Consider the following 23,297-nt stretch of genomic DNA (forward strand, 5'->3'; position numbering starts at 1 on the left):
AGTTTACACACTGATTGACTCCAGGATATATGGCAGGGCCTTGACCACTAAATAAAGAATGATTAGCAGATGCCCAAAGTTAAAGCTTGCGAAAGACTTGCGGTTTAGTTTAATTACCGCGTTCAGCAATACAATTAGTATACTTTTGGTGACTACCGCTTTTTCGACAGAAGGGAAATGAAAAAGTGAATTTAAAACAGACGCTAAGAATAGAAAAATAGTTTTAAATATTTGTATAAACTTTACGCCATTAAGTGTCGAATGTGCTTGATTGACGGGAAATAGATAGTGTAGCGGTCAAGTCAGTGTGGTCACATCGTTGTCACTATGCCAGTGTTGATTGCCGGCTTCATTTGTCATTATTGTTTGAATGCGGTCTCAGTTGGTTGTAGTAACCAGGAATATAATCTTCAATCTGACGTGTGGCTTCTGAAGAAGCGCTCCGTCGAGCTGTTGTTCAGGGCAATATCCTCGGCGATTCATGCACTGCGCTAACTGTAGCACCAGATTACCTGGCGAAGTTTACGATGAGTATAGTGAGTAGGGTCGCTATGGAGCACTGAGTTTATCGGCTGTCAGTAATACTCAAACGCCGTAACAGTGCCTGACAGGTCAGGGGGCTGGCAGAGTAATAGTTCATCGCTCAGCCTGTTGGTTTACAAGCGAGCAAGCACATCACTACTGCCGGGTAACCCCCATCTAAGGCCTTTGGGCGTAAAGCTACTTGGCTGCTTTGTTTATCTCGTTACCTTCCTGAGAGGGATTATCCGCATAGCCTTTGGGCGGTGGTGTCCATCCCCGCGAGCGGGAGTGTCCGTCGACCCGGTCTCGCTGCATGGCCTGTCCGATCTGCTCTTCAAGCTGCATAAACAGTTTCAGATAGTTTTTGTCGACCCGCTTACCTGAGGTGTCATCCAGCCAGGCTTCATACAGACTATCAGCCTGCTTACGCTCAATATTGTGGTAAGCCGTTTTTTGCTGCTCCACCTGAAAAGGGTGAAAGCCACTTTCGCGTAATGCTTCTGCGCCCATCTCCAGAGCAGAATGGTAGGTTTCAGAGACAGTATAATCTGCCCCCACGTACTTGAGGCGGTAGCTATGGCCCCGGTCAAACGCGCGGGCCAGAATTTTAATATGCGGGTACGTGTGTTTAATATATTTCACCATATCCACCGTGGTTTCCCGGTTATCAATGGCAATGACCATCATGCTGGCTTGTTCAATTCCTGCGGTATGCAAAATGTCGGGTTTGGAGGCATCACCAAAATAGGCTTTGGTATTAATGCGCCGCATCAGTTCAACCTGCTCGGTACGAACATCCAGTACCACGGTCGTCAGGCCATTGGCCACCAGTAACCGGTTAACAATCTGCCCGAAACGGCCGATACCGGCAATCACCACCGTACCGGCTTCATCGGGAACATCAGCCTGCTGCTGGTTACGGCTTTTGGTATAACGAGGCAGAATCACAGTATCGAACAGAATAAATAAACCGGGGGTGAGAAACATGGAAAATGCTACCACCAGTGACAATATCTGGGCGGTTGGCGTTGGCAATACATGATTCTGCACTGCGTAGTTAACCAGCACAAAACCAAACTCACCAGCCTGAGCCAGACTCAGTGTAACCAGCCAGCGGTCACTGCCCCGAATACCGAAAAGCTGGCCAATACCGGCCAGCAGCACGGCCTTAACCACGATAACTCCCAGTGTGGCACCGGCAACAATCCAGGCATTCTCCTGCAATACACTGACATTGATACCTGCTCCTACGGTAATAAAAAATAACCCCAGTAATAAGCCTTTAAAGGGCTCTACTGCTGACTCCAACTCATGACGAAATTCACTGTTAGCCAGCACCACACCCGCTAAAAATGTACCCAGGGCGGGGGACAGCCCCACCAGGCTCATCAATGCGGCAATGCCGATGACCAGCATAAGCGCAGTAGCCGTAAAGGTTTCGCGCAAGCCGGAGGAAGCGACAAACCGGAATAACGGGCGACTCAAATAGTGACCAGCGGCAACCACCAGTACTACAGCACCTATGACCACCAGCCCATAGGCCCAGCCCGGCAGGCTTGATAGAAAGTGAGCCGCACCACTATGGCCTTCGCCGGTACCCTCCTGCGAGTTGCTGACGAGTTCAGGTAATGCCAGAAGGGGGATCAGAGCAAGCATAAAAATGACGGCAATGTCCTGAAACAGTAATACCGAGAACGCACTCTGGCCCCCTTCGGTTTTTTGCAGGCCTTTTTCCTGAAAGGTTTGCAGCACAATAGCGGTAGACGATAAAGCGAATATCAGCCCGATGGTCAGGGCAATACTCCATATCTGCCCCAGCGCCATGGCCCCCCCCATAACTACCACAGTGGTGATGCCCACCTGTAAGCCGCCCAGTCCCAACAGCTTATGTTTCATATTCCATAAGGCGCGGGGTTCAAGCTCAAGGCCGACCAGAAACAGCATGATCACCACACCAAACTCAGCAAAATGCTGAATAGTTTCGGTTTCACTGCCAACCAAACCCAGCACCGGACCAATTAATAACCCGGCAATCAGGTAGCCCAGCACCGACCCCAGTCCCAGCTTTTTAGCCACCGGCACTGCCACCACTGCCGCAACCAGATAGATAAACGCTTGTAAGAAATAACCGGTCATTAGCAGTCCTCCTGTGAATCAGGCCAATACTGATTGATCTTGGGCAGACTGGCAGCGATAGCATAATCGATGTTACCGGCCACCAGGGCTTCCAGCAGGCGCTTATACCGGCTTCGGTGCCGGCTTATTCTGTCTTCCTCTTTAGCAGTGCGAGAGCCAAATAGTGCCAATGGAGGTAAATAACGCATGCCGGTCAGGTTGGCCATCTGCTCAAGTGGTTGCAGCAATTGTCTTATCGTAAAGTGGTTGTAGCCATCAGTCTGGTAAGCGTCGGCCTGGCCTCCGGCTGACAGGGCGCACAGGAATAGTTTATCTTTTAATGCATGACCATCATGTCCGTAGGCAAAGCCATATTCGAGTACCAGATCCTGCCATTCTTTTAAAATTGATGGTGTGGAATACCAGTAGAGCGGAAACTGAAACAGCACCACATCGTGCTCCAGCAAACGTTGCTGCTCTTTATCAATATCAATATTAAACGTGGGATATTCGCTATACAGGTCAACAGCAGTAACACCAGGAACGCGACAAGCGTCCATATAAAGAGGCATGTTGACTTCAGAACGGGCCTGAGAGGGATGGGCAAACAATACCAGCACTCGCTGGTTTACATTATCGGGCATGAAACTTCTCTTGGCGTTAAACAGGGTCATGTAATGTGCCCGTTAATTTACGGGTATCTATCCACTATAGACAGCCGTTCATCGTAACTGCAACGGGTTACCATTTGGTGACTACTTGATCAGTCACTCCTGCGACCTCATTAGTTCGGGCAGAATAAAGAGATCGGCGGAAGCTGACAAAAACGTATTAATTTTATTGTAACTAACCACGTAAGTCAGAAATTATGAAAAAAAAGCACACATTTGCTGCAGGTAGTTTTGCTCTGATTACTGCACTGACAGCCACAACATCTTATGCTCAGGGCCCGTCTCAGGATCAGTTCGGAGAACTGAAGGTTGGCGCTGCGATCTGGAATGTCATGGATGATGCTGATCGTAGTGCAGCGCATATTGCCTATATCCATACACCACTAAAAGATTTCTATGGCATTCAACCCAGCGCGCTGGTTATCTGGGCGGATGAGGGGCAACATTATTATTCACTAGGCGCACACAAAGAGTTTTACCGACATGGCCGTTTTTCTACCTCTGTGGCCTTTCATGCCGGGCTGGTGGATTCGCCTGAAGAGTTGGGCGACAACATTGAGTTTTACTCAGCCCTGGGCGCGCAATACCAGCTCAGTGAGCGCTGGGCCGTAGAAGCAGAAATCGGCCACATCTCTAATGGTGGCCTGGGCGAAACCAATCCGGGCTCAGAGGGCATAACCCTTAGCCTGCGTTATAACCTCTAGCCAGTTATTCTCTTACCAGCAAGAAGCACCCGCATGGCAGGGAATGCCATTAACCGTTTACTGAACCAGCGTTGGCAGCACAGAGCCCAGAAGTAGTAACGCCATTGAGAAATTAAAAACCTGTAGGCGTTTTCGTACATTTAAAAAACCGGCCAGTCTGGAGCCTATACCTACCCACAAACTATTGCACGGCAGACACACCAGCCCAAAAACACCCGCAATAATAAGTACCCCTATCACAGAGTGGTCTGAGGCATATAAACTGGTTGCCGTAATAGCCATTGTCCAGCCCTTCGGATTAACCCACTGAAACATAGCAGCCTGAAAGAAGGTCATAGGGCGTGTTTTTTGTTTTTGCGTCGTAACCTTGCCGCCAGAAAACGCCATTTTGTATGCCAGATAGATTAGATAAGCACCACAGGCAACACGCAAAATATCATATGCTGGGGGATACCATTCAAACACCTGCGATACACCCATACCCACACCGGCAATCATCACAGCAAAGCCGGTAGCAACTCCCAGTAAATGAGGAAGGGTTCTGCGTAAACCGAAGTTCACTCCGGACGACATCAGCATTAGGTTATTTGGGCCTGGTGTCACAGTGGCTACAATTGCAAAAACTGCCAGTGTGGACAGCGCTTCAGGTGTCATGAAAAAGTCTCCTTATGTAAAGCACAATTATAACGTGAATGCTACGCAAGTTTATGGCTAAATGTATTGCTGAAATAATTTTAAGAGCAATAAATAATGGATATTGACAAGTTCAATGGTGAAATATTGCGCGTGCTCGCAGTGGAAGGACGCATTGCTAATACTGAGCTAGCTGATCGGGTAGGCTTGTCTGCTTCGGCGTGCCTGCGCCGGGTACAGGAACTCGAACGCCAGGGCGTAATAAAGGGTTATCGAGCGGTGCTGGATCATCGTCAGCTTGGCGGGGGCTTTGTGGCGTATGTCAGTGTGGGGCTGGGAGAGCATTCAACTCGTTCTCAGCACGGTTTTGAAAAGGCCATATCAAGTAGTCCGGAGGTTCGCGAGTGTCATAATGTGACCGGCAATTTTGAATATTTGCTACGCGTGGAAACGGCAGATATACAGGCTTTCAAGCGGTTTCATGCGGATGTGCTGGGCGCTATAGAACAAGTGCGCACGATTACTACCCATGTGGTGATGGGCTCACCCAAAGATGAGCGAGCCTGATATGCTTTAACGGCTACTTAAGATGCTGCTGTGTGAACTGCACAACCTGATTGACGTACTTGTCTGTATCAAACACCGGATCGCCGTGACGGGCGCCTTTTACCAGCTCGACAGAGTAAGGTACGCCAGCCTGTTTGAGTGTATCTGCCATCAGTGTGCTTTGGCTGTCCGGGACTACCCCATCGTCGGTGCCATGAAAAATCATGAAAGGGGGAGTTTGCGCATCAACATAGGTGGTGGCTGACGCTTCTTTGGCCAAAGCTTCATTCTGGCGCGGGGATACACCCAAAAAGCGCGCTTCTGCTGCATCCGGCGCATCATGGTCCACGTCGCCGCTATTACCCTTCAATTCATGAAGATCGACAGGCCCATAGAAATCTACGGCACCGACAATCTTATATTGTGGCGCTGAGCTAAAAAAGGGCGCCTTGTCATTGTTTGCCGTTGCGATAACAGAAGCCAGGTGACCGCCGGCAGAGCCGCCCATCACGATGACCTGATCTGCCTGCAGATTGAGTTCCTGTTGATTGGCAACAAGGTAATTGATTGAGTCGTTGACATCCTCGATGGCGGCCGGATATTTCGCCTGTCCACTTAGACGGTAGTCGACGGCTGCTACAGCGTATCCTTTTTGAAGAAGGGAGCGAACCAGATTTCCATTTCTCTGCATGGTTTCGTCCTTACTGCCACGCATCCAGGCGCCGCCGTGAACCCAAACCACAAGTTTAGCCGGCTGCTGTTTTGCATCAGGCAAAAATAAATCCAGCTGAAGGTTCGCGGAGTCTGTTTCTTTGTAGGTTCTGGTAACCGGTATCGTCATATTCGCTGCCTGTATTGCCATGGCCGCATCGACTGGTGGTTGGGTCGCCACAGTCTGCGTCTGGCAGCCAGTGACAAATAATGCGACCACGGAGGCGATGAGAGCTTTTTTCATAATGAGTATTGACCTTATTGATAATCCTACATGTCTTTACAGCGCACGTTAGCATTCGGTTTACGTACAAAACTAACAGGCTGTATTCTGTGCAGTAATTGGTCAGACGGTCTCCGCGCTCATCACCGCTGTCCATACCCTGTGTTCAGTCTATGGCTTCGTACGGCAGGCCAACATATTGCCTTGCGATAACTTTCTGCCCTTCTTCATGAGACAGATAAAAGTCCAGTTCAGATTGCATAAACCGGTCAAATGTCAGTTTTTCCATTCCGTTTACCTGAGTTTGATCAAAGTCATGCAGCATGTTACTCATCCACCAGGAGAAACGCTCAGCGTGCCAAACCCGGCGCAGTGCTATTTCAGAATAACGATAGGGCGCGTCCTTGTCCTGGCGGTTATAGTGCCTATCAAGCAACTGGTACAGGGTTGATACATCAGAAGCAGCCAGATTCAGCCCCTTGGCACCAGTTGGCGGCACGATATGCGCAGCATCTCCAACCAAAAATAACTTGCCGTACTGCATGGGTTCACACACAAATGAGCGTAGCGGGGCAATACTTTTTTCAATACTCGGGCCGGTCACCAGCTGCTGCGCTAAATCTTCAGGTAAGCGTTTTTTCAGTTCATCCCAAAAGGCATCATCCGACCAGTTTTTCACGTCATCTGTAACCGGCACCTGTAAATAATAGCGTGAACGGGTATCAGAGCGCATACTGGCCAGCGCAAAGCCACGGTGGGTTTTACAGTAAATCAGTTCATCCGCTACGGGTGGTGTGTCACTAAGTAAACCAAGCCAGCCAAAGGGATAAACCCGCTCATGCTCTGTGCGTTTGTGCTCAGGAATAGTGCGGCGCGACACTCCGTGAAATCCGTCGCAGCCGGCAACATAATCGCAGGTAATGCGATGCTGTTGTCCGTTTTGCTCAAAGGTCACCACCGGGGAAGCCTGTACGTCAGACAGTGCTACATCATGGCAAGTGTAAAATGTCGGTAAGCCTTTTTGCTCTCTGGCCTCGGTCATATCCCGGGTAATCTCGGTCTGCCCGTAGCACATTACAGATTGTCCGTCTGTTAATCGTGTCAGATCAATACGTGTGCGCTGGCCATACAACGCAATATCAAACCCGTGATGCACTTTGCCTTCTTTTTCCATGCGATGATGTACACCGGCCTGCTTGACCAGATCCACAAAACCCTGTTCTAAAATACCGGCCCGGATACGCGCCAGTACATAATCCCGGTCTGCTCTCTCTACGATAATATTGCTGATTCCGGCCTGGTCCAGCAGATGGCCTAATAATAAGCCGGAAGGACCTGCGCCAATAATAGCGACCTGCGTGTGATGAGTTTGTGTTGTCATAAAAACCTCCGCTTAGCATGAGGGTTAATGTGACGTAAAAAAGTTGTTTGTTCTATTCACTTATCCCGCAAAAAATTGTACTTTTGAGTCATTCGAAAGTTAAGGTTAGAGCAGGTAAGTCTCATGGCAGCGTCAGTAAATCAGGATATTCCGGTATATAGCCTGTACGGCGAGCAGCAGTCAGTGACACCGGCTGATTTTGTACATATAGAAGATGTACAGGCGCGCAGTCAGCAGCTTAGCTGGCGCATAGCGGCGCATCGCCATCATGCCCTGTTGCAGCTGATTTGTGTGTTCGACGGACAATGGCAGGCCAGCCTGGATGGCAGCGCTCATCTGCTTGAGGGTAACAGCATTGCAGTGATTCCGGCCGGTGTTGTGCACGGATTTCATTTTTCGCCCGGCACCCGGGGCTATGTACTGTCAATTAATACTGCTTTGCTGAGCCGCTTGTCCGGGTCTGCTGAAATAAACAACATGTTCTTAACGCAGTGGCAGCCGCAGGTTATTGAAGAATGTGACAGGCAGGCTGTGAGCCACCTCAGACAATATTTAGGGCTATTAAAACAAGAACTGGGTCAGCCGGCAGCCCAGACATCACTGGTGATAGAGCATCTCATACAACTGATATTTATTGCTGTGAACAGAAGCCGGCAGAGTCAGCAGGTTTATCACGAAGGCAGTGATGTGCAGCTGCTGTCGAGGTTTAAAGCCCTGATTGATATTCACTATATCAGTCACTGGCCAGTCGCCCGCTATGCAGCTGCCTTGTTTGTATCAGCGTCCACGCTCAACCGGGTTTGCGCCCGAGCACTGGGCCTATCACCTAAGCAGCTTATTGTGCAGCGTCTGCATAATGAAGCAAAACGCCGGCTGCTCTATACCCGACAACCACTTGAGGGCATCGCCAGTACGCTGGGCTACAAGGATACCGCTTATTTTTGTCGTACCTTCAAACAATGTGAGGGAATGACGGCCGGACATTTTCGTAAACAGCATCGGTATTAGTGTGTCATCTAGTAATGCACGCCGAGTGTCAGTGACCAGGTTCGTCCCGCAGTGTAAACTGCGGAGGTTGTAACATACGTATCACTAAACACGCCGTTAACGATGACTTGTTCATCGCTCAGGTTGTCACCTCGCAGTGTCAGATGCCAGTCTCCCTCGGCAGAAACATATTTCACCGCCAGATCGTATTGAGCAACCGAGCTTTGTTTCAGTAATTCTGTTGCCAGATTGTTGTTAGTGGTTTGTGAGGTAAACGACCAGCCAATCATGGAGATAAGTTCGGCGCCGGAGTCCAGCGGCAGATAATGACGCAGGCGGGCATTAGCGCTGTGTTCTGGTGAGTTGATTTGCCGGGTGCCAACGATTATCTCGCCATCTTCGTCTACCTCATCAAATTTAGCATCCAGATAGCCATACGACAGATTCATATACAAATCGTTATTTAACAGAACCTGAGATTCTACTTCGAAACCATAGATATCATTTTGGGCTGCATTGTCAAAGTACGGCGTTAGTCCTCTACTGGCCATCACCTGAACATCTGAGTAGTCGGTGGCAAACGCTGCCATATTTAACTGGACCGAGTCATCCCAGAACTCTGCTTTCAAACCCAGTTCAATACTTTTGGCTTCTTCAGGATCAAAGGTGGGGGCTATATTTTCTTCAATCGGCGCAGTCAGGCGGGTTGTCCAGCCCCCTGATTTAAACCCTTCAGAGTAGGACAGATACACCATGGTCTGTTCGTTTGGATAATATTCAGCGCCGGCTTTTATTTTAAAATTGTCGAAGTCAAGCGTCTGCACACCCAGTGGATAAATGCGGGTTAGATCAGACTGATCGGGTAGCAAAAATGAGGGGAAACCTAATTTCAGAGCAAACTGATTGAGCTCGCGCTGACCTCCCTCCAGTTCTTTTTCTTCGTGCGTGTAACGGGCACCAAAGGTCAGCCCCCAATGGTTGTTTAACCGGTAGTTCAGGTGGGTGAATGCGGCGATGGATTCATTATCCAGGGAATTCAAGCCGTATATCTGAATCAGTCCTTCACCAAATATCACGGTATCGAGCAAGGTTCCGTCTTCATGAAAATAATACAGCCCGGTGGCCCATTGCAGGGCATCATTAAAGCCGGTGCCGGTCAGTTGCACTTCCTGACTGATCTGGTCCTGGCGCATATCAAATGAAATGTCAGAGCCGGTGATCGGTGATGGAATTGTCGACATACCAAACTGCGACTCAAGGTCCCGGTAGGCAGTAATGGATTTTAGCATCATCTGGTCCGGGAGCTGCCATTCCATGATAGCACTGACGCCCCAGGCATCCAGCACCGAGAAATTACTCCCCCCCTTGTAGGCCACATCTGTTGAACCGGTAATAAAGGCATCAGTAAAAAGCAGTCGGTCATTATCCGGGTTGTCATCTATATTGACGCCCGCCAGTGCGGATCCGACCGTTGCCCTGGGGCCACAAGCCGCACCCAGACCGAGTTGTTCAAGAGTATCTGCCGGTGTGGAGATACACGTATTATACAGACCGAGTACACCGCCTGGCAGCACGTCCATTTGCAGCAGGGTAGTAGGCAAAGCAGTCTCATCAACGCGGGTAAAGTCGGCGCTGAGCGTCAGTGTAAAGTCTTCGTCAGCCTGATACTGAAACTTCACCCGGCCATTGATTTCATCCTGACCACCTTTTGCGTCATCTGCTGAGCGTTGTTTATTAACAGTATTAAATCTGCCGGTGTCAGTATTAAAAGCCTCGCTACCGGGAAAATCTATCAGGTCCTGATAGCCGTCGCGTTGTTTAGAAGAAAATGACACCTGAGATAACCAGTTCTCGGAAAGCGGAATATCTGCGCTGACCCGGATGTCCGTGCGCCCGAAGCTGCCACCGGTTAACTCCGCCCGCATTTGCTGTATATCTTGTGGTGCCCGGGATGTGATACTGATGGCGCCGCCGATGGTGTTTTTGCCAAACAATGTGCCTTGCGGGCCTTTGAGCACATCAATACGGTCCAGATCCAGCGTATCAACAACAGCGCCCAGTGTTCTGGCGTAATAGACGCCATCCACATAAACACCCACGCCCGGCTCCAGGTTAAAAGCAAAGTCATTCTGGCCAATACCGCGAATATAAGCACTGAGAATAGAGCTGGAGCCAGCAAAAGGCGACGTATTGTCCATCATTACATTGGGGATCAGCTTGGATGCCTGAGTCACATCGCTGATATCCAGATCTGCAATAGTGCTGGCTGACAGGGTTGAAATGGAAATGGGTACATCCTGCACATCCTGTACCCGTTTCTGTGCGGTGACATTAACCTTTTCAATCTCAGCCAGGTTGATAAGTACCTGGGCATCCTGCGCGCTAACACCAGCGCTCATTGCCAGCATCACTGACAGCGAAATCCATGATGGCTTGTATCTTTTTGATTGTTTTAACACAGCAAACCTAAGGTGATTTAACGACCAACTGTAGGCTTAGTAAAGTTCACCATTTGGCGATTATCAAGTTTGCCTGATTATCAATATGTCTATGTTTGTGCATGCCGGGCGGTAAGCAAATCAATAAAATGCTGCTGAATGAGGGTTGGCTGCCAGTTAGCGCGAACGGAATAGCCAATTGGCCGCGGCGAGTCAAACAGGGGAACCGGGCTGACGGCCAGACAGCCGGCAGCCACGTCAGTACTGACCTGACGGGCCGGCAACAGTGCTGCACGGTCACTTTGCATCAGCAGGCCCCGGGTCACCACCAGTGAACTGCATTCAATGATATCAGACGGCACTGCCAGTCCCATCCGGTCAAAAATGGCGTGAAAGGTATTACGAGCCGGTGTGTGCTCACGGGGCACCACCCATTTTAGTGCCAGCCACTGTTGCAAACTAAGATGCTGCACGTTGGCCAGAGGGTGGCCGTGACGGACTACCACACTGAGCGTGTCATCAAATAAGGGGTGTTCGGTGATATCCTCGGTTTGCCCGCGCAATGCGCCGATGAGAATGTCGCAGTCACCATGGCGCAGGGCCTGAAGCTGCTCGTCGTAGGCCCCATCGGTAATGTTGACTCTGGCGTGAGGATAGCGCTTCATTACGGTTAAAACGGTGTCAGGCACAATCATGGTTCGGGCCAGGGGCAGGGTGGCAATTTTCAACCGACCCCGGTGCTGCCCGCCAAAACTTGCCAGCTCGTCAGCCGCCTGCTCCAGCTCGGCAAAAAATAAGCCGGCAAAGCGGCGCAGATGTCGCGCCCGGCGGCTCACATCAACGCCCCGGAAAGAGCGTTGAAACAGGGGCTGATCGCACAGCTTTTCCAGTTCTTTAATAGTTCGGTGCAGCGTCGGCTGAGTCAGATTCAGAGTACGGGCGGCCTGAGTGTAATTGGGTTCGCGGGTAAGAGCGATAAGCGCGCTGAGCTGCCTGACGGTAATACTGCGTTCAAAATGCTCGCGGGCGTGTTTATCTACCGGATACATAGACTGAGCCGCATCGCTTAAAAATTGCAGGGCCCGGGCTGTGCGTTGCAGATACGCCTGGCCTGCGACGGTGGCCTGCATCCCGGCAGCATGCCGGTCAAATAGCCTCGTGTTCAGCGAATCTTCCATTTTTTTAATGTTTTGCGTGACCGCGGACTGGGTCAGGAATAATGCCTCAGCAGCCTTGCTTAGATTAGAATATTTATATATCTGGCTTGCACAACGCAATTGTTTAAGACTAATTTCCATCCGCTCTCCTTCTTTTAAAAAAGTATACTATAGAAAAAATTAATGGCATGTAACAGTTTTCTAACAAGCCAGCACAGAACATATTGTCGATACTGGTAACACATCAGAGAAAAGGATAAATGTTATGGCGATTTGTGTGACTGACTGCCCGCGATTAAGTGAACAGACGCTGGCCAATTTTCAGCAGGCTGAAGTAGCCACCGTCCATGAGGCGCAGGGGCGCTGCGGTTTAATGCACGCCGATATGAAGCCGATCTACCGGCCGGCAGCCATTGCCGGCAATGCAGTGACCTGTCAGGTTGCGCCTGGTGATAACTGGATGATTCATGTGGCCGTAGAACAGTGTCAGCCAGGCGATGTGCTGGTGGTAACCCCAACCAGTCCGTGTAGTGATGGTTTTTTTGGCGATTTGCTGGCCACTTCGCTAAAAGCGCGGGGAGTCAAAGGATTAATTATCAATGGCGGGGTCAGAGATATTGCCACGCTCACCGAAATGGGATTTCCGGTCTGGTCTAAAACGGTGTACGCCCAGGGCACGGTAAAAGAAACCGTGGCCAGCGTGAATGTACCGGTGGTGTGTGCCGGTGCGCTGGTGAACCCGGGCGATCTGATTGTTGCTGACGATGATGGTGTGGTAGTGGTCCCCCGACTTCAGGCTGACGCCGTGTTTGATAAGGTCAGTCAGCGTCTGGCCAACGAAGCCAGTAAACGGGATCGACTGGCTGCCGGTGAGCTGGGACTGGATATTTATAATATGCGCGAGCGTCTGGCCGAAAAAGGCCTGCGCTACGTCAGCTATCACGAGCAACAATCATGAAAGCGATTGCTGCCAGTCTGATGCGCGGCGGTACGTCAAAAGGCTTGTTTTTTCTGGCCAGCGATTTACCTGCTGACACCGCACTGCGTGACCAGTATCTGCTTCGCGCTATGGGTTCGCCGGATAACCGGCAAATTGATGGCGTGGGCGGTGCTAACCCGCTGACCAGCAAAGTGGCGATTGTGAGTCCGTCAGACCATCCCGGGGCGGATGTTGATTATCTGTTCTTACAGGTGTCAGTGGATTGCGCCCAGGTATCCGATACCCAGAACTGCGGCAACATGCTGGCTGCGGTAGGGCCGTTTGCCATTGAGCAGGGGCTGGTCAGTGCCGGTGATGAGATCACCGAAGTGCGTATCCGCATGGTTAACACCGATGCGTTTGCCCGGGCCACAGTGCAAACGCCAGGCGGTCAGGTGACCTATTATGGTGACGCTGTGATTGACGGGGTACCGGGTAGCAGCGCGCCGGTGTTGATTGATTTTCAGGATATTGCCGGCAGTAGTTGTGGCGCGTTATTTCCTACCGGCCACCTGACTGATACTGTGGATGATATTCAGGTGACCTGTATTGATAATGGCATGCCAGTGGTATTGATGGATGCCAGTGCGCTTGGCGTGTCCGGCACTGAAAGTCCGGCTGAACTGGAGGCTGACCAGAACCTCAAAGCACGGGTGGAGCGTATTCGGCTGGCCATTGCACCACGTATGAATCTGGGTGATGTCACCCACCAGACTATTCCTAAAATGTGTCTGCTTAGCCATGCCACCCATGCTGGAGTGGTTAGCACTCGCACTTTTATTCCGCACCGGGTTCACGATGCCATTGGCGTTCTTGGCTCGGTTAGCGTGGCCACCGCCTGTGCCATTCCCGGTACGGTGGCGGCCAAATATGTGGATGTTCAGCAACCGGGAGATGCGCTGGGTATTGAGCATCCAACCGGTCTGTTTTCTGTTGCCATGCAGGTTAGCCTGACCACCACCCCGACTGAGCCGGTGCTGGCCCGCTCTGCCTTATTGCGTACCGCACGATTATTGATGCGCGGTGAACTATTAATTCCTACCGATAACATCACAACGGAGTGAATGTATGATTATTGATTGCCATGGCCATTACACCACTGCGCCTGAACCGCTTCAGCTGTTTCGCGACGCTCAGATTGAGGCGTACAAAGCAGGTAAAGCATTACCCCAGGTGCCGCACATCAGCGATGGCCAGATTCAGGACAGTATCGAGCAAAATCAGTTAAAGCTGCTCACAGAGCGTGGCCTGGATATGACGATTTTTTCGCCCCGCGCCTCTGCCATGGCGCACCATGTTGGTGATGAAAGTGTATCCAGACAGTGGACCGGTGCCTGTAATGATTTAATCAAACGCGTGGTCGACTTATATCCACAACATTTTATTGGCGTGTGTCAGTTGCCTCAGTCTCCGGGCGTGCCAATTAAAAACAGTGTAGAAGAGCTGGAACGCTGTGTTAACGAGCTGGGCTTTGTGGGCTGTAATCTGAATCCGGATCCGTCAGGCGGCCACTGGACCTCAGCGCCGCTGACAGATGAGAGCTGGTATCCGTTTTATGAAAAAATGGTTGAGCTGGACGTGCCTGCGATGATCCATGTTTCCGGGTCGTGTAATGCTAACTTCCACGCCACCGGCGCTCATTATATGAATGCAGATACCACTGCGTTTATGCAGTTTTTGCAGGGCAACCTGTTTAAAGAATTTCCTGATCTGCGTTTTGTGATTCCTCATGGTGGTGGGGCAGTACCTTATCACTGGGGACGCTACCGGGGGCTGGCAGACATGCTTAAACAGCCGCCACTGGCTGAACATGTGATGAAAAATGTGTATTTTGATACCTGTGTTTATCATCAGCCGGGTATTGATTTGTTGTTTGATGTGATTGATTTAGATAACATTTTGTTTGGTTCTGAAATGGTTGGTGCGGTTCGGGGTATTGACCCGCAAACCGGCCACTATTTTGACGATACCAAACGTTATGTGGATGCGCTGGATTTAACTGAGGCGCAGCGAGCCCAGATATACAGCGGTAATGCTCGCCGGGTTTATCCGCGACTGGACAAAAAGCTCAGGGAGATGGGACTGTGAGTACATTTACTGCCGACGCCGACTGGTTGCACTGGCATCAGTCACCTTCACGGCCTGAATTTCGCGTACCTGACGGCGCTGTTGATGCGCACTGTCATGTGTTTGGCCCTGGCGAAGAATTTCCGTTTGCCCCGCAACGTAAATATACCCCTTGCGATGCGTCTAAGCAGCAATTGTGGCAGCTACGTGATTTTCTTGGTTTTAGCCGCAATGTCATTGTGCAGGCTACCTGCCATGGGGCCGACAACCGGGCGCTGGTAGATGCACTACAGCATGCCGGTGATATGGCGCGCGGGGTTGCCACGGTAACCCGGGATGTCAGTGATGCAGAGCTTGAAGCCCTGCATGCCGCTGGTGTGCGCGGCGTGCGCTTTAATTTTGTTAAGCGACTGGTTGATGCACTGCCGTTTGACGATCTGGAAGTTATAGCCCACAAAATAAAGCCACTGGGCTGGCACATTGTTATTTATTTTGAAGCCCAGGAGCTAGCGGGGCTGTATGACTTTTTTACCCGCTTACCAACCACAGTGGTGGTGGATCATATGGGCCGTCCCGATGTCAGCAAACCGGTGGACGGACCGGAGTTCGGCCTGTTTTTGAAACTGATGGCCGAACATGACAACTTCTGGACCAAAGTCAGCTGCCCGGAACGCCTGTCCCTGGACGGCCCGGCGCAGCAATATCTGGATGTGGTTCCCTTTGCCCGCACGATTGTCGAGCGTTTTTCTGATCGCGTGTTATGGGGCACCGACTGGCCACATCCGAACATGAAAAGTCACATGCCGGATGACGGCAAGCTGGTAGATATGATCCCGTTAATTGCGCCCACGCAGGCTTTGCAGCACAAGTTGCTGGTAGATAACCCAATGCGCCTGTACTGGGCAGACTAAACTGATAAGGATGACACATAATGAAAGTAATAGTAGTAGGCCCCGGCGCCTTTGGAATTAAACATCTGGACGGATTGAAAAACATCGAGGGGGCCGAGGTAGTTGGCCTGGTTGGTCGTAATCCGGAAAAAACACAAAAGGTCGCCGATGAGTATGGCATTGCTAATGTGTATCTGACTCTGGAAGATGCCCTGACCAGCGATGCCGATGCGGTAATTTTATGTACGCCAACTCAGCAGCATGCGACGCAGGCCATTCAGTGCATGGAAGCGGGCAAACATGTACAGGTAGAAATTCCGCTGGCAGACAGTCTGGAAGATTCACAAAAAGTGATTGAAACCCAGCAGCGTACGGGCAAAATTTGTATGGTAGGTCACACCCGCCGCTTCAATCCGTCGCATCAGTATGTGCATAACAAAATCACCGCTGGGGAGCTGAATATTCAGCAGATGGATGTACAAACCTACTTTTTCCGGCGCAAAAATATCAACGCCAAAGGAGAGCCGCGTTCATGGACCGACCATCTGCTATGGCATCACGCTGCTCACACCGTGGATTTATTTGCCTACCAGGCCGGTTCTCCCATCGTCAAAGCCAACGCAGTGCAGGGCCCGATTCACCCTGAGCTGGGTATTGCCATGGATATGTCTATTCAGCTGCAGGCAGAAAACGGAGCGATCTGTACGTTGTCCCTGTCGTTTAATAATGACGGGCCGCTGGGTACTTTCTTCCGCTACATCTGTGACAACGGGACATTTATTGCCCGTTATGATGACCTGGTAGATGGCCGTGAAAATGCCATTGATGTGACCGATGTCGCAGTTTCGATGAATGGTATTGAATTACAGGATCGCGAGTTTACTGCGGCGATTGCCGAGGGACGCGAGCCAAACAGCAGTGTGCAGCAGGTTTTCAGCTGTTATAAAGTGCTGCATGAACTGGAACAACAACTCACTGCATAATTTGCCGGAGGAATGATGAAACAACGTAAGCTGGCAGGTCGTCTGGTGTCTGAAATTGGCTTGGGGTGCATGAATCTGAATCATGCTTACGCCAGCCGTGTTGATCAGCAGCAGGCTACCCGCCTGCTGACACAGGCATACGAAAAGGGGATCACGCATTTTGATACCGCTGCGCTGTATGGGTTCGGTGAAAATGAGAAAATGGTCGGGCAGGCAATCAAACCGTTTCGCAACGAGATTTTGCTGGCCAGCAAATGTGGCATGCGCGGCGTTAATGGCAAGCGGGAGGTCTGTGGCCGGCCTGATGTGCTGCACGACACGCTGGATACTGCATTAACCAGCCTGCAGGTTGAGCATATCGACTTATACTATCTACACCGGCTGGACCCTGATGTTCCTATTGAGGAAAGTATCGGGGCGCTGGGGGAGGCGGTGAAAGCGGGTAAGATCGGTGCCATAGGGTTATCTGAGGTCAGTGCGCAAACACTACAGCGGGCGCATCGAGAACACCCGATAGCCGCGCTGCAAACCGAATATTCGCTGTGGACCAGAAATGCTGAAATTGCTGTACTGGATGCCTGCAAACAGCTGGGAGTCGACTTTGTTGCTTTCAGCCCGCTGGCCCGTGGTTATCTGGCGTGTGAGCTTGACCCGGCCGGATTTGGTCAGGGGGATATCCGCGCTTCTATGCCTCGATTCTGCGAGCCAGCCTGGTCACAGAATCTGGCGCTCTACCGGCGCTTTGCTGCACTGGCAGACAGTATTGACGTGACGCCATCACAGCTGGCATTAGCGTGGGTGCTGGCCCAGGGCGAGCACATTCATGCGTTGCCGGGAACCAAAAACGAGCAACATCTGGCAGAAGATTGTCTGGCCAGCGCTGTTGAAATTGCGCCGGAGGTCCTCGCCGAAGCCGGTGACATGATTAATCAGTCAACTGTACAAGGTCCCAGGTATAGCGCTGCCGCTCAGGCAGACATCGATACCGAAGAGTTTTAACAGGTAAAAAAAAACCGCCACCGGCGGTTTTTTTACGTCTGCTGAACGGGTCGATATTCAGCGTTACTGATTATCCAGTACCAGCACACCGGCGCCGGTATTAGATATGGGGGCGTGATAGTGCTTGTGCACCACCTTAGGAGCGGCTTTGAGCGCTCCGCGCATAACCAGCCACATAATGGTTTCAATTCCTTCGGTCCCGGCCCGGCGCATAATATCGGCATTGCTGAACTGGGTCATCCATTGCGGGTCGGTGGCAATTTTGTCCATACATTCTAAATCAAATTCAACATCAATCAGGCCTGCACGCTCGCCCTGAAGCTGGTGTGACATGCCGCCGGTACCCAGTATCACCACATTCAGGTCGCCCGGGTAACTTTCAATGGCCTTTCCCAGTGCCTCGCCCAGTTTCAGGCAACGTGCGGCTGAAGGCACAGGATGCTGTACGGTATTCACTGCCAGCGGAATAGCCTGCACCGGCCAGTCTTCATGATCGCCAAACAGAGCCCGGATAGGGTTAACAAAACCGTGGTCCACTTTCATTTCCTGGCAGGTACAAATATCAAACTCCTGAGCGACCAGGGAATCGGCGATATGCCAGGACAGGGGCGCATGACCGGTAAACGGCGCCACCGGCTTAAGGCCCCAGCCTTCGTCCGCATTTTCATAAATATCTGCACAGCCAAGCGCAAAGGTAGGCATTTTGTCTAGAAAGAAATTCAGACCGTGGTCGTTGTAGACCACGATGACCACATCGGGTTTAACCTCGTTAAGCCAGGCTTTGGCCGGTTCATAGCCGTCAAAAAAGCGCTTCCAGTAAGGCTCCTGAGTCAGGTTCTGGGTGATGGCATTTCCCACTGCCGGAATATGTGAGCTGGTAATACCGCCTAAAATTTTAGCCATTCCAGTAATCTCCTTTTAGCTTAATGCGATCAGGCAGGTCTGCGCCATGTGCCAGTAATTTTTGCTGAAACTCTTCTGTCGTGATCCCCTGAAATTGTGCGCCGGCATCCTGCACCGACGTACCCCGGGGGATCGCCATCTTAGCCATAAAATAAATGTTGGCGCCCAGCCGCAGCATTTCCAGAAAGTTCTGCTCTACCACGGCCGTTTTATATTGCCCCTCAACACCCAACTTATCGCAATAAGCGGCCGGATCAGCATCAAACTCAGCCCGGTTACGCTCTTCATTAAAAGAATACAGTAGTTTGTTCAGCGCATAGGCAGGGTTGGCCCGCTTACCGTCAAACACATAGGTACCGGGAATATCGTCATAGTCTTGCTTTGCCCAGGTCATGGTTACCTCCTGTTAACATATGGATTATATTTTATATGGATTATTTGTAAATCAAATGCTAAAAAGTAAAAATAACTTATACATTTTATAGAAAGTGATGAAAATGTTAGGACAGCAGGGGTATGTTGGTATGTACGGGGAAGCTGAGTTAGCTTCACCGCAGCATGTTTTTTACAGCGAAGCGCTGACATTTCGCAGTGCCCGGCATAACTGGCAGATTCAGCCCCATCGACACCGTGAAATTGTGCAGATGTTTGTGTTGGAAAGTGGTGGCTGTGAAGCGCGTATCGACGATAAAGTATTGCAGGTTCGTGCACCGGCGGTACTGCTGATAGGGCAGGGACAAATGCATGGCTTTGCCTGGCAGATTGGCTCTACAGGCCGGGTGTTATCCGTTGCTTCAGCATTACTTAGCGAGCTCACACCATCGTCATTATTGCATCAGCTGGTGGCAAAACAGTGCTGGCAGCAGTTACCGGCATCGGCTTTCAGCGAAATCCTGACGGTCTGTCAGGCATTAAAAGAAGAGGAAAACAGTCAGGCACTCATGGCCGATGCGATGATTGGCGCGCAGCTGCAACAGCTACTCATACTGCTGCTACGACAGGGCGTAGAGGAAAACAGGTCATCATCCGGTTTACGCAAATCCCGGCGCAAGCTGGAACGGTTTAAACAGCTGGTCAGTGAGCATGCCAGCCAACAGCATCAGGTGAGCTGGTATGCCGCCCAGATTGGAGTGTCAGCCTCACATCTTAATCAGATTTGTCAGGCAGAGTTACAGGTGACCGCACTCAAGGTTATCCATCAGCAGCTATTTACCGAGGCGCAGCGTTTGTTACTGTTTTCTGATATGCCCGTCACTCAGGTGGCGGATCGCCTCGGGTTTGATGAACCCGCCTATTTTGCCCGCTTTTTTAAACGTCACAGCGGCGACACCGCCACTGAATTTCGCCATCGGCAGCATTTCTGACCACGATTTTTTATCTAAAAATAAAGCAGCAATAAGGCACTGCCAGCGTTCGTGAGTACACCGGTTTTGAAGGTGGCAAAATGCAACTTAATTCTGGTCACTATGAACCAGTTTGTGAATCAGAGACAGGTTATGCACTCGCCGCTCAGCCCTTGTCTTACAAGCTGCAAGACTTCTGCGTGGGCGTGTAAAACCATTATCTTCTTCTGTCTTTTCATCGCTGGCGTATAAGATGGGTCAGGCTCGCGCCAGTCACCACCCGGTCAGGTAAAACATCTGATTGGTTTTGCGTAGAAAGTGAAAATACCGAAAAGGCGTGAAGCCTCTTCGGTAAGGTATAGCGGTTTACAGCTTAACCATGAGTTTGCCGGTATTTTTACCTTCAAACAGCAGGTTCAGGCCGTCCATTGCGCTGGTCAGCCCTTCGATAATGTGAGAGCGGTACTTAATCTGGCCTTTTTGAACATAGGGTGCCAGTTGTCCAACCAGCTCGCTGGCTTTGTGCAAATGGTCAGGCATAGCAAAGCCCTGAATCGTCGCCCGTTTTTTAATCAGCGGCATCCAGTTCGGACCTGGTGCTGGCTCATCCGCCTGGTAATCAGCAATCATGCCACACACCACAATTCTGGCGTGCTCGTTAAGACGATTCACAATGTGGTGCTGAATAGGGCCACCGGTATTTTCAAAAAACAGGTCTATGCGATCGGGCGTCAGCTCGGTCAGCCGGGCTTCCAGGTCATCTGTTTTGTAATTAATGGCACCGTCAAAACCCAGTTCGTTTACGATCCAGTCGGCTTTTTCGTCACTGCCCACCACACCAATAACACGCAGGCCGTCAGCTTTGGCAATCTGACCAACGATGCTGCCCACTGAGCCGGCTGCGCCTGTCACAATCAGGGTTTCACCAGACTGTGGTTTGCCTATATTCATCAGGCCCTGAGTCGCGGTGAGGCCCGGCAGACCAAATACACATAGCGCGGTTTCTTCATCAATACCCTGTTGCAGTTTATTCAGGCCTTTGCCGTCGCTGACCAGATATTCGCGCCAGCCCATCATACCCATGACTAAATCGCCTTCAGCAAAGTCAGGATGGTTGGACTCAACCACTTTACCCACACCACTTGAGCGCATCACCTCGCCCAGTTCTACCGGCGGGATGTAGCTTTCACGATCTTCTACCATCCAGCCCAGCATGGCCGGGTCCAGTGACATGTAAGTTTGTTTGACCAGAATTTGATTCTCGCCAGCTGACGGTGTTTCCCGCTCAACGACGTCAAACAAATGCTTACCGATTTTTTTATCTTCACCGGGGCGCTGTGTTAGCAGAATTTCTGTATGTGTCGCCATAATACTCTCCACATTGTTTCGATTGGTGTGGATACGAATATGTAGCCGGCCAGGGTCAAATTCAAATAAGGTGCACTGAATAAAGCAAAAAGTAGGGTAGATGAGAGGCTTAGCAGGACGAGCAGCACCTCGTGATGCTGCCTGTTCCATTAACCGGCTGAAACTTTAAACTGCCAGCGCTTTGATTTTTGACCAGTCGCCGGTGATGGCCAGCGTTTTGGCGGGCGAATAAATATTCACAAATAAGGTAGAGCCGTCTGGAGAGAAACAGGCGCCGGCCAGTTCCGTCTGTGCCCGCAACCGGGCAAACGAATAAATGCGGCCATCCGGTGTAATGCCCCGCAACTGATTGTTCACCACCTGGGTATACTGGTCTTCGCAAACCAATAAATGTCCGAAAGGCGTCACGGTCAGGTTGTCGCCATAGTTGTACATGGCTGCACTGGTGCTCTCAGCAAACAGCTGAATCCGGCCCGGTGCTGATTCTTCACCGGCCTGGCCTTCTGCTGCCGAGGGCTGATAACGCATAACCTGCCCAAGTTGTTTAATGCCGCCGTTTGTACAGCAAAAATACAGTTCATTGTCGCCCCAGTGAATGCCTTCTCCCCGGGCAAATACGGCCGCCCCGCTGGCATAACCACGAAGACGTAAATCATCTGCCGGTGCGTGAGGATCATCCAAATCAATCCAGCGGGTGGCGTACCAGCGCTGCAATGGCATACCAGTCTGCTGCCAGTTGCGCGTATCAAACTGGTTTTGTTCAATCAGTACCAGGGCCTGTAAGCGGCCACCATCCGTCAGCTTTCCTGCGGTATGGGGGATAAACCGATAAAACAGACTGTCTCCCCGGTCTTCTGTCATATACACGATACCGGTACGGGGATCGACTGCAGCGGCTTCGTGATTAAACCGACCCATGGCTTTTAACGGCACCGGCTCCACCGGGCCACGGGCAGAGGCTGGCACCTCAAATACATACCCGTGATCCTGTCTGGCCGTATCACCAGTTTCCGTCTCTGTCTCTGTCTCTGTCTCTGTCTCTGTCTTTGCTTGTATTGCAGGCTGTAACAGGTCACCGGATCGGGTAACATCTTCTTCGCAGGTCAGCCAGGTGTTCCAGGGCGTAATACCACCGGCGCAGTTTCTGATAGTGCCGGACAGGCTGACAAACTGGGATTCCACCTTGCCTTTGCCCAAATGATAAATCAGAGAAGTAGTACCGCCGGGCAGGCTGGTACTATCGGCAAAGCTGTCATACGCCTGCGGTGAGCGATGAGAGACAATACTATCTGGCTGCGCGGACAATGCCTGTGGGGTTAACTCGTGGTTGCGAATAAGCACAACACGGTCATTATCCAAAGGCAGACACCCCATTCCATCAGCAGCATCAGGTACATGCATACCGTCGCTCATAGCATCACCCAGCTGCGATATGATCTGGTATGTAAAGCCTTCTGGTAAATCAAGCAAGCCGTTGGGGTCAGTAATTAACGGGTGTTTAATGGTGGTGGTACGTTCACCGGCCACAGCCGACAGGTTGTTAAGCATTAACCCTGAGAACGCTGCAGTAGTTGCGGTTCGTAAAAATTGACGGCGATTAAATTTCATCTGGTTGGCCATAACAGCAGCATCATGCTGCATAAAAAACGAGGGCAATATTATACTGCCCTCGTGTTG

General features: G+C 51.0%; 21 protein-coding genes. 10 read left to right on the forward strand and 11 right to left on the reverse strand.

Annotation, left to right across the window (positions count from 1 at the left end; all coding sequences use genetic code 11):
* Positions 1-720 precede the first annotated feature (720 nt).
* Positions 721-2,658, reverse strand: coding sequence for a monovalent cation:proton antiporter-2 (CPA2) family protein (locus tag EZV72_RS07350; RefSeq protein ID WP_137166635.1), 1,938 nt, complete (start codon positions 2,656-2,658; stop codon positions 721-723).
* On the reverse strand, positions 2,658-3,281 hold the full coding sequence (locus tag EZV72_RS07355; RefSeq protein ID WP_137166636.1) for an NAD(P)H-dependent oxidoreductase: 624 nt from the start codon (positions 3,279-3,281) through the stop codon (positions 2,658-2,660). The genes EZV72_RS07350 and EZV72_RS07355 overlap by 1 nt, the downstream gene beginning before the upstream one ends.
* A 224-nt stretch (positions 3,282-3,505) precedes the next feature.
* Here EZV72_RS07355 and EZV72_RS07360 point away from each other — a divergent pair, with 224 nt between their 5' ends.
* Positions 3,506-4,012 carry an acyloxyacyl hydrolase gene (locus EZV72_RS07360; protein WP_137166637.1) on the forward strand — a complete coding sequence of 169 codons (507 nt, stop codon included), beginning with the start codon at positions 3,506-3,508 and terminating at the stop codon, positions 4,010-4,012.
* 57 nt (positions 4,013-4,069) lie between these two features.
* On the opposite strand, the gene EZV72_RS07365 is transcribed toward EZV72_RS07360, so the two are convergent.
* Positions 4,070-4,666: a LysE family translocator gene (locus tag EZV72_RS07365; RefSeq protein WP_137166638.1), complete on the reverse strand. Its 597-nt coding sequence runs from the start codon at positions 4,664-4,666 to the stop codon at positions 4,070-4,072.
* A 96-nt stretch (positions 4,667-4,762) separates the two neighbouring features.
* Here EZV72_RS07365 and EZV72_RS07370 point away from each other — a divergent pair, with 96 nt between their 5' ends.
* The gene (locus EZV72_RS07370; protein ID WP_137166639.1) at positions 4,763-5,212 is read left to right on the forward strand and encodes an Lrp/AsnC family transcriptional regulator; all 450 of its coding nucleotides are present in this window, start codon (positions 4,763-4,765) and stop codon (positions 5,210-5,212) included.
* Positions 5,213-5,225: 13 nt separating this feature from the next.
* Here the strand turns inward: EZV72_RS07370 and EZV72_RS07375 are convergent, their stop codons facing one another.
* The gene (locus EZV72_RS07375; RefSeq protein WP_137166640.1) at positions 5,226-6,146 is read right to left on the reverse strand and encodes an alpha/beta hydrolase; all 921 of its coding nucleotides are present in this window, start codon (positions 6,144-6,146) and stop codon (positions 5,226-5,228) included.
* 145 nt (positions 6,147-6,291) lie between these two features.
* Positions 6,292-7,506 carry a 4-hydroxybenzoate 3-monooxygenase gene (gene pobA / locus EZV72_RS07380; RefSeq protein WP_137166641.1) on the reverse strand — a complete coding sequence of 405 codons (1,215 nt, stop codon included), beginning with the start codon at positions 7,504-7,506 and terminating at the stop codon, positions 6,292-6,294.
* A gap of 123 nt (positions 7,507-7,629) precedes the next feature.
* On the opposite strand from pobA, the gene EZV72_RS07385 reads away from it, so the two are divergent.
* Entirely contained in the window at positions 7,630-8,514 is an 885-nt protein-coding gene (locus tag EZV72_RS07385) for a helix-turn-helix domain-containing protein (RefSeq protein ID WP_137166642.1), read from the forward strand.
* An 8-nt stretch (positions 8,515-8,522) separates the two neighbouring features.
* On the opposite strand, the gene EZV72_RS07390 is transcribed toward EZV72_RS07385, so the two are convergent.
* Entirely contained in the window at positions 8,523-10,952 is a 2,430-nt protein-coding gene (locus EZV72_RS07390) for a TonB-dependent receptor (RefSeq protein ID WP_137166643.1), read from the reverse strand.
* A gap of 89 nt (positions 10,953-11,041) precedes the next feature.
* Positions 11,042-12,229 (reverse strand): LysR family transcriptional regulator, encoded by a 1,188-nt coding sequence (locus EZV72_RS07395; protein WP_137166644.1) that lies wholly within the window; start codon positions 12,227-12,229, stop codon positions 11,042-11,044.
* 124 nt (positions 12,230-12,353) lie between these two features.
* Between EZV72_RS07395 and EZV72_RS07400 the strand changes: the two genes are divergently transcribed.
* From EZV72_RS07400 to EZV72_RS07425, 6 genes are read left to right on the forward strand one after another with little or no spacing between them, the layout of a single operon-like run.
* Entirely contained in the window at positions 12,354-13,046 is a 693-nt protein-coding gene (locus tag EZV72_RS07400; protein ID WP_137166645.1) for a 4-carboxy-4-hydroxy-2-oxoadipate aldolase/oxaloacetate decarboxylase, read from the forward strand.
* The gene (locus tag EZV72_RS07405; RefSeq protein WP_137166646.1) at positions 13,043-14,131 is read left to right on the forward strand and encodes a 4-oxalomesaconate tautomerase; all 1,089 of its coding nucleotides are present in this window, start codon (positions 13,043-13,045) and stop codon (positions 14,129-14,131) included. The genes EZV72_RS07400 and EZV72_RS07405 overlap by 4 nt, the downstream gene beginning before the upstream one ends.
* Positions 14,132-14,135: 4 nt before the next feature.
* The gene (locus EZV72_RS07410; RefSeq protein WP_137166647.1) at positions 14,136-15,155 is read left to right on the forward strand and encodes an amidohydrolase family protein; all 1,020 of its coding nucleotides are present in this window, start codon (positions 14,136-14,138) and stop codon (positions 15,153-15,155) included.
* Positions 15,152-16,045, forward strand: coding sequence for an amidohydrolase family protein (locus EZV72_RS07415; protein WP_137166648.1), 894 nt, complete (start codon positions 15,152-15,154; stop codon positions 16,043-16,045). Before EZV72_RS07410 ends, EZV72_RS07415 begins: the two co-directional genes overlap by 4 nt.
* 20 nt (positions 16,046-16,065) lie before the next feature.
* Positions 16,066-17,007 carry a Gfo/Idh/MocA family oxidoreductase gene (locus tag EZV72_RS07420; RefSeq protein WP_137166649.1) on the forward strand — a complete coding sequence of 314 codons (942 nt, stop codon included), beginning with the start codon at positions 16,066-16,068 and terminating at the stop codon, positions 17,005-17,007.
* Positions 17,008-17,019: 12 nt separating this feature from the next.
* Positions 17,020-18,006: an aldo/keto reductase gene (locus tag EZV72_RS07425; RefSeq protein ID WP_232364527.1), complete on the forward strand. Its 987-nt coding sequence runs from the start codon at positions 17,020-17,022 to the stop codon at positions 18,004-18,006.
* 63 nt (positions 18,007-18,069) lie between these two features.
* Here EZV72_RS07425 and EZV72_RS07430 read toward each other — a convergent pair whose 3' ends face one another.
* Together EZV72_RS07430 and EZV72_RS07435 are read right to left on the reverse strand one after the other, a co-directional pair.
* On the reverse strand, positions 18,070-18,909 hold the full coding sequence (locus EZV72_RS07430; protein ID WP_137166650.1) for a class III extradiol dioxygenase family protein: 840 nt from the start codon (positions 18,907-18,909) through the stop codon (positions 18,070-18,072).
* The gene (locus tag EZV72_RS07435) at positions 18,902-19,303 is read right to left on the reverse strand and encodes a protocatechuate 3,4-dioxygenase (RefSeq protein WP_137166651.1); all 402 of its coding nucleotides are present in this window, start codon (positions 19,301-19,303) and stop codon (positions 18,902-18,904) included. Before EZV72_RS07435 ends, EZV72_RS07430 begins: the two co-directional genes overlap by 8 nt.
* Before the next feature lie 97 nt (positions 19,304-19,400).
* Between EZV72_RS07435 and EZV72_RS07440 the strand changes: the two genes are divergently transcribed.
* The gene (locus EZV72_RS07440; protein ID WP_137166652.1) at positions 19,401-20,273 is read left to right on the forward strand and encodes a helix-turn-helix domain-containing protein; all 873 of its coding nucleotides are present in this window, start codon (positions 19,401-19,403) and stop codon (positions 20,271-20,273) included.
* A gap of 345 nt (positions 20,274-20,618) precedes the next feature.
* Here EZV72_RS07440 and EZV72_RS07445 read toward each other — a convergent pair whose 3' ends face one another.
* A complete protein-coding gene (locus EZV72_RS07445) occupies positions 20,619-21,620 on the reverse strand; it encodes an NADP-dependent oxidoreductase (RefSeq protein ID WP_137166653.1) in 1,002 nt (333 codons plus the stop codon).
* Positions 21,621-21,785: 165 nt separating this feature from the next.
* Positions 21,786-23,228 (reverse strand): alkaline phosphatase PhoX, encoded by a 1,443-nt coding sequence (locus EZV72_RS07450; protein WP_137168692.1) that lies wholly within the window; start codon positions 23,226-23,228, stop codon positions 21,786-21,788.
* Between the last annotated feature and the right edge of the window lie 69 nt (positions 23,229-23,297).

It is taken from the genome of Salinimonas lutimaris (genome assembly GCF_005222225.1).
GTDB lineage: Bacteria > Pseudomonadota > Gammaproteobacteria > Enterobacterales > Alteromonadaceae > Alteromonas > Alteromonas lutimaris.